At 42.8% G+C, this 6,793-nt stretch carries 7 protein-coding genes; all 7 read right to left on the bottom strand.

Annotated elements, in window-relative coordinates:
* Positions 1 to 33: 33 nt before the first annotated feature.
* Entirely contained in the window at positions 34 to 966 is a 933-nt protein-coding gene (gene ttcA / locus BCU12_RS04760) for a tRNA 2-thiocytidine(32) synthetase TtcA (protein WP_102403218.1), read from the bottom strand.
* A 165-nt stretch (positions 967 to 1,131) separates the two neighbouring features.
* Complete coding sequence (uspE, locus tag BCU12_RS04755; RefSeq protein ID WP_102403217.1) at positions 1,132 to 2,079, bottom strand: universal stress protein UspE; 948 nt, start codon at positions 2,077 to 2,079, stop codon at positions 1,132 to 1,134.
* Positions 2,080 to 2,209: 130 nt separating this feature from the next.
* Positions 2,210 to 2,959, bottom strand: a complete 750-nt coding sequence (locus tag BCU12_RS04750; RefSeq protein WP_102403216.1) for an FNR family transcription factor — start codon at positions 2,957 to 2,959, stop codon at positions 2,210 to 2,212.
* A gap of 88 nt (positions 2,960 to 3,047) precedes the next feature.
* On the bottom strand, positions 3,048 to 3,716 hold the full coding sequence (locus BCU12_RS04745; RefSeq protein WP_102403215.1) for a sulfite exporter TauE/SafE family protein: 669 nt from the start codon (positions 3,714 to 3,716) through the stop codon (positions 3,048 to 3,050).
* Positions 3,716 to 3,895, bottom strand: a complete 180-nt coding sequence (gene ccoS, locus BCU12_RS04740) for a cbb3-type cytochrome oxidase assembly protein CcoS (RefSeq protein ID WP_102403214.1) — start codon at positions 3,893 to 3,895, stop codon at positions 3,716 to 3,718. Before ccoS ends, BCU12_RS04745 begins: the two co-directional genes overlap by 1 nt.
* A complete protein-coding gene (locus BCU12_RS04735) occupies positions 3,895 to 6,285 on the bottom strand; it encodes a heavy metal translocating P-type ATPase (protein ID WP_102403213.1) in 2,391 nt (796 codons plus the stop codon). Before BCU12_RS04735 ends, ccoS begins: the two co-directional genes overlap by 1 nt.
* Before the next feature lie 3 nt (positions 6,286 to 6,288).
* The gene (locus BCU12_RS04730; protein ID WP_102403219.1) at positions 6,289 to 6,768 is read right to left on the bottom strand and encodes a FixH family protein; all 480 of its coding nucleotides are present in this window, start codon (positions 6,766 to 6,768) and stop codon (positions 6,289 to 6,291) included.
* Between the last annotated feature and the right edge of the window lie 25 nt (positions 6,769 to 6,793).

Here is a 6,793-nt window from a genome sequence, read left to right as displayed (position 1 = left end):
ATAGCGGCTTTTTTATGATTCAATTTTCTTAACTTAAATATTCGTTACTTTCAAAGCCAAGCTTGGATCAAACTCATTCACGATGTCTTCATCTATGGTTGAAACAACCGGCATCTCTTGTTTATCAAAACCAATATCTCCACCATCAATCACGCCAGAATCACGATTAATCGATTTGAAATCGAACAATTCGTTATCAACCAAATGACTTGGAACGACATTCTGCATGGCAGTAAACATTGTCTCTATACGTCCTGGAAATTGCTTATCCCAAGTATTCAGCATTTGCTTAATATTTTGACGCTGTAGGTTTGGCTGAGAGCCACACAAGTTACACGGAATGATTGGATAGTCAGTTTGGTTTGCGTATTTAATGATGTCTTTCTCACGACAATAAGCGAGCGGACGAATAACCACATGCTCACCATTGTCTGATACCAGCTTAGGTGGCATCGACTTAAGCTTTCCGCCATGAAACATATTCAAAAATAACGTTTCAATAATGTCATCTCTGTGGTGACCTAATGCAATTTTAGTCGCACCGAGTTCTTTGGCTGTTTTGTACAAGATTCCGCGACGCAGTCGAGAACAAAGTGAACACGTTGTTTTTCCTTCGGGAATTTTATCTTGAACGATCGAGTAGGTATCTTCTTCGACGATTTTATATTCCACACCTAAGTTGTCTAAATACTCAGGTAGAATATGGCTTGGGAAACCTGGTTGCTTTTGATCCAAATTCACAGCGATCAGTTCAAATTTTACAGGAGCACTTTTTTGCAAACCCATCAATATATCAAGCATTGTAAAGCTATCTTTACCGCCAGATAGGCAAACCATAATTCGGTCGCCTTCTTCAATCATGTTGAAGTCTGCAATTGCTTGTCCTGTATTTCGACGAATACGTTTCGCCAATTTATTGAAGCTATGCTGTTGAGCTGTCGTTTGCTCTTGGGTTTGCTCAGTCATCTGCTGTTAAATCTCAATACCAAAATGAAGTGCGTATGATACGGATAAATCGATTAGATGCTAGTGATTCTGTGTATTTGAATACGAAAAACCCTTTGTAATTTATCTATTGATGCAGACAAACAACAAAGGGCAAAAGAGAAGGGTTCTTTCTATAGTAAGAGATTAAACCGCGGTTTGAGGATCCAATGGGCTAATATAGCCAGGAGGCTTAAGCGCTAAAACATCACAGTTGATTTTATCTATCACATGCTCAGCGGTATTACCGATAAATACTGCAGACAAACCGGTTCTTCCAGTCGTTCCAAGTATGACCATCGCCGCGTTAACACGAGATGTGACTTCAGGGATAACATCCTCGGGCAGTCCTTGCTCTACAATCGTTTGTTCTTCGTCAAACCCATGTTTCTGGCGTAACGCTTTCATAGAGGTTAAATGATGGCCACGAACGGCGTCGGTGTATGTGGTTGGGTCAAACTCAGGAAGCTCAATAGTAATGTTCGCGGGTGTGACTGGGTAGGCATTTACCAAGAACGATTTGGCATCCAGTCTTTCAGACAGATTTTTAAGTTGATTCACCATCCGATCATTGAGATCAATATGCGTGTCGCTTTCAGAGCCAACATGCACTGACGCTATGATATTCGCATCTTCTGGCCAAGACTCATTCTTTACAAGCAGCACAGGGCAGGGTGACTTTCTCAGCAAGTGCCAGTCCGTAGGGGTGAAGATAACGGATTCAAGAACATCATGTGTGCGTGTTCCTTTAATCAATATGTCATGGCCACCGGAAAACACTTCAGCAATGATCGCCTCATAAGGACGATTATGCCAAACAACCTGGATATCCAGTTCGACACCATCAAGTAGATAGGGCGCGGCGACTTTCTTCATCCATTGCTCTCGCTGGTGAATGACACCTTTACGCATAGCATCTCTTTCATCCATTGATAACATGGAAGTCATGTCGTAAGAGAAGTCATAAATAGAAAGGAAGAAGGTTACACGGCTTGGAGATTTACTTTTTGAAGCGAGCTGCATGGCTCTAGCTAAGGCTGGTTGCTGATCGTTATTGATATCGGCAACAACTAATATCTTATTATAAATACTCATACACACACCATAATAGGTTAGGGCTGTATACCTAATGTAGCTTAGATGAGAGAAGATGTGAGAGAAAAAGAAGGGGAAATAGTTAGGAAGTATGACGCAGCTCATTATTGAGCTACGTCATTGAAGTTACTTATGATTCTGTTGATACGCCAGCAAGTTTCATAAGGGCATCGTGATCTAGAATAGTGATATATTTGCCTTTGACACTCAATATCTCAGACTTCTGGAAACGACCAAGTAAACGACTGATTGTTTCAACAGTTAAACCTAGGTAGTTACCAATATCACCACGAGTCATCGTCAATCTAAACTCACGAGGACTGAAACCACGTTGAGAAAAACGAGTAGACAAGTTGTATAAGAAAGCCGCTAAACGCTCTTCAGCATTCTTCTTGGAGAGCAAAAGAATCATCTCTTGATCGCCTTTGATTTCATTACTCATCAAACGCATGATTTGTTGGCGTAGCTTCGGCATTTTGCCAGACAAATCATCAAGAATTTCGTAAGGAATTTCACAGACCATTGCTGTTTCTAATGCTTGCGCAAAACTAGGGTGGCGATCATCAGTAATCGCATCAAAACCTACTAAATCACCCGCTAGGTGAAATGCGGTAATCTGCTCATCACCTTGCTCAGTGATCGTGTAGCTTTTGATAGTACCAGAGCGAATTGCGTACAATGATTTCAGTTCATCACCAGCTTTGAAAAGCTCTTGGCTTTTTTGAATTGGCTTTTTACGCTCGATGATTTGATCGAGTTGATCGAGTTCAGATTCACTTAGCGTAAATGGAATACACAGCTGGCTGATGCTGCAGTCTTGGCAGTGGATTGCACAACCACCAGATTGAATGCGCTTTGTTGCTGGCTTTTCAGAAATCATAACGACCTTTCACTATTTGATATACATCAATATTTTATCATCGCTTAACTCTAAAGGATAGTTAAATAAAACCTGCCAAATCAACTTTTTAAAAACTAAATGATAAGATTGTTAGTGCGTCATACGCTGTATAGATGCCATAGAGGAGAATACAGCTTGCTCCAATATTTCGAAAAATACTCGACTGCTGAATCGCCTTTAAATGTGTTGCACTGTATCCAACCAGCAACATAGCAGGGAGCGTACCCAGACCGAAGCACAGCATAATTAGAGCGCCATTTAATGCGCTACCAGAAACAGCGGCCCAGGTTAAGGTCGAATAAACTAACCCACACGGAAGCCAGCCCCATACAAAGCCGAAAGGGACTGCGTAAACAGGTTTTTTAAGTGGAAGTAGCGATTGCCCAATAGGCGAAATATATTTCCACAAATGTTGCCCAAGCTTTTCAAACGCGAGTAGGCCAAACCACCACCGGCCGACGTATAAAGCGAGAATAACCATGAAAAGAGCCGCAACCAAACGTAGCCACGCTAGGGCTTGGTTTAATTGTGAAAATTCAACAAGAGAAGACACTGCACTGCCAATCAATGCGCCAATCAGCGAATAACTCATCAACCTTCCAAGGTTGTAATAGAGCGGAATTGTCTTAGACCGTTGCCCTAAACTTAATGCTGACGCTAAGCCACCACACATGCCCATACAGTGGCCAGCACCAATGAGACCGACAAAAAAGGCACCGATCCAATCAATCGACATCACTGGTCATCCTGATTTTTACTTCGTTCGTTCTTTGGTTTGTCGTCATCAAAGAGTATGTTGTGCCCTTGTCTTTCAAGGTCTTCAAATTGATCGCTTTTGACAGCCCATAAGAAAATTCCGATAGCGATAACCACTAGAACTATTGCAATGGGTATTAGAATGTACAAACTTTCCATTAGTTAATGCGCTCTTTAGATGTCTTTTGCTCTTTAAGTAGCCTTAGTGAATTCGAGACAACAATGATAGAACTGGCTGACATCCCGAATGCCGCAATATAGGGAGCAACAAGACCTGCCGCTGCCAAAGGCAATATCAACATGTTATAACCCAAAGACCAAGCTAAGTTTTCTCGGATGATTTTTCGAGTTTGTAACGCCAGTTTACGTGCTTCTAGCAATCTCTCCAGCTTGTCACCGAGTAAAACCATATCTGATGAAGCCTTTGCAACATCAGTTCCGCCACCCATGGCCACTGAAATATGTGCACCAGCAAGAGTAGGGGCATCATTGATACCATCACCAACCATCATTGTAATATCATCATTCACACGATTTAAGTAATCGAGCTTATTATGAGGTTTGGCTGAGGCGACCACATTTTCTATGCCAATTTCTTTTGCGACGATATCCGCATTTGCTTGGGTATCGCCAGTCAGTAGGGTCACTTTAATACCGGCATCTCTAAACTGCTTAATGAATGAAGCACTGTCTTTTCTTATAGGGTCACTGTAAGTAAAAGTAGCGATGTGGACTTCATCGAGTGACAAATAGATACTATTGGCTGCACCAAGCTTCACATCCCCAAGAACAAACTCCGCACTCCCTATCTTAACGGTACCACCGTCATAGGTGCCGGAAATTCCTGAGCCAATGATATTTTCGACATTAGTGACGTCGACATTGGATGAGATGTCGAATTGTTTGAAGGCTCTCGCAATAGGGTGGTTGGCATGAGACTCAAGTTCTTTAGCTAGGGCTATACTGGTATCACGATCCACTGTGGAAACAATATCGACATTATTAATTTCGATGTTGCCACACGTTAAAGTACCCGTTTTGTCTACTATAAGGTGGTTAACCTTGCACAGGGTTTCAAACACATGGTTTTTTCTTAGTAAAATACCGAAATTACCCATGCGCGAAGTGGCACAAGTTAGAGCTGTTGGCGTTGCTAATGAAAGCGCACACGGACAAGTTGCAACGAGTACGGACAGCATGATCCAAAAAGCATCATCAGGGCGATGCCCTTGCCAGTAATACCAAGTGCTTGCGGCAACAACCAATGAAACCCCAACAAAGTAACGCGCAACCACATCAGCGACTTTAGCAATAGCAGGTTTGGACAGTTCTGCTTCATCTTGAAGCCGAACTATGTTGGAAATAACGGAGTTAGCTTTAGAGGCGGTCACTTCTAGCTCAAACGATTCTTCACCGTTCAGCGTACCGGCAAATACTGAGTCACCAGCTTCGCGCACAACGGGTAGAGATTCACCCGTTAACATAGACTCATCAATATGGACTCTACCTGCTAATATCGCGCCATCAGCGGGGATGTGCTCACCAGGAAGTACTCGAATCGTGTCTCCCACTTTAAGCGTTTTAACTGGGATTTGTTCTCCATCAAGCGTCGTTGCCACTGCTGGGATGAGTTTTAAAAGGTTACCACTCGCCGCTGCGGCTTTACGCCTCGCTCTCATTTCAAGGAATCGACCAATCAACAAGAAGAAGGTGAACATAGAAATAGATTCGAAGAAGACTTCACCCTGTTCTGTGACGGTAGCCACCAAACTAGCGACATAGGCGAAGATCAGTGCGATCGAGACAGGGACGTCCATACCGAGTGTTCTGCCTCGAATACTTCTCCAAGCATTCATATAGAACGGAAGGGCAGAATAGACCAACACTGGGGTAGCAAATATCAAGCTGACCCAGCGGAAATAGTTTTTAAACTCAGGCTCTAAATCACCAAACACCTCAAGATACAGCGCCACGGCAAGCATCATAACTTGCATGGTTGCTATACCAGCGATACCAAGCCGATATAAGTATTGCTTCATCGCTCGGTGGTAAGAAGCCTCGTGCTTATCGGCTTCAAAAGGTGCCGCTTTGTAGCCCAGTGAGTGGATATTGGATAACAACTCACTCAGTTTAACCACAGAATCATCCCAAATAAGCGATGCACGATTGGTTGTGGTATTAACACGTATAGACTGAACACCGCTTACTTTACTGAGTTGCTTTTCAATCAACCACGCACACGCCGCGCAAGAAACGCCATCCACAGATAATGTAACCTCAGAACTGTGTTCGTTTTTTCGAACAAACTCTGATTGCACATCTTCGTTATCATAGTGGATAAGGGTTAATAATTGCTCAGGTACGAGATCGACTTTTTCAGCAGGAGCGGTTCTAAACTGGTAATACGAAATTAATCCGCTATCGACAATCGTTTGAGCCACAGTTTCACAACCAGGACAACACATTGAACGCACTTCATCTAGAATCTCAACTTTAAAGTCCGTGTTGGCTGGTACTTCTTCACCGCAGTGATAACACGATTTGCACATAGGTTAGTTCGTTAACTCTATTGTCGATTCAGAAGGGAAGCCTACACGGCCTTGAATGAGCCATTGTTGGTCATGTGGCGAAAGTTCAATAAACCATGGACCTTGAAGCTCAGAATCTAAATTCAGTCGATACAGACCATTTGCATCGGAAGTAATTAGACTCGTGAAATCACGATCGGGTAATGTTCTGTGCGCAAACATTGCGGTAATGGCAGGGTAGTGTTCCAAGTTCCCTTTATCGAACTTGAACAGTATCTGGTTTCCTTCAGATCGAACCGTTGCCGAAAGGCCAAGGTCGTTTGCTACCTGTACTTTCGATATATCAACGTTAATCCCTTTTCCTTTTTTATAGTAATCCTCGGTGACCAAGTGGACAGAATTTTGCGTAAATAAAATCACCGTCGTGATCGTCCAAAAAACCACGGTCGCTGGAAGAATAATCAGAAACCACGGCCAAAATTGTTTATACCAAGGAAGTGCCATAAAAAAGTTCTCTACAACTAAAGAA

The organism is Vibrio sp. 10N.261.55.A7, from assembly GCF_002877365.1.
Classification (GTDB): Bacteria; Pseudomonadota; Gammaproteobacteria; order Enterobacterales; family Vibrionaceae; genus Vibrio.
The sequence above is the reverse complement of the archived record's forward strand: the minus strand, read 5'-3'. Positions and strand labels throughout refer to the sequence as shown.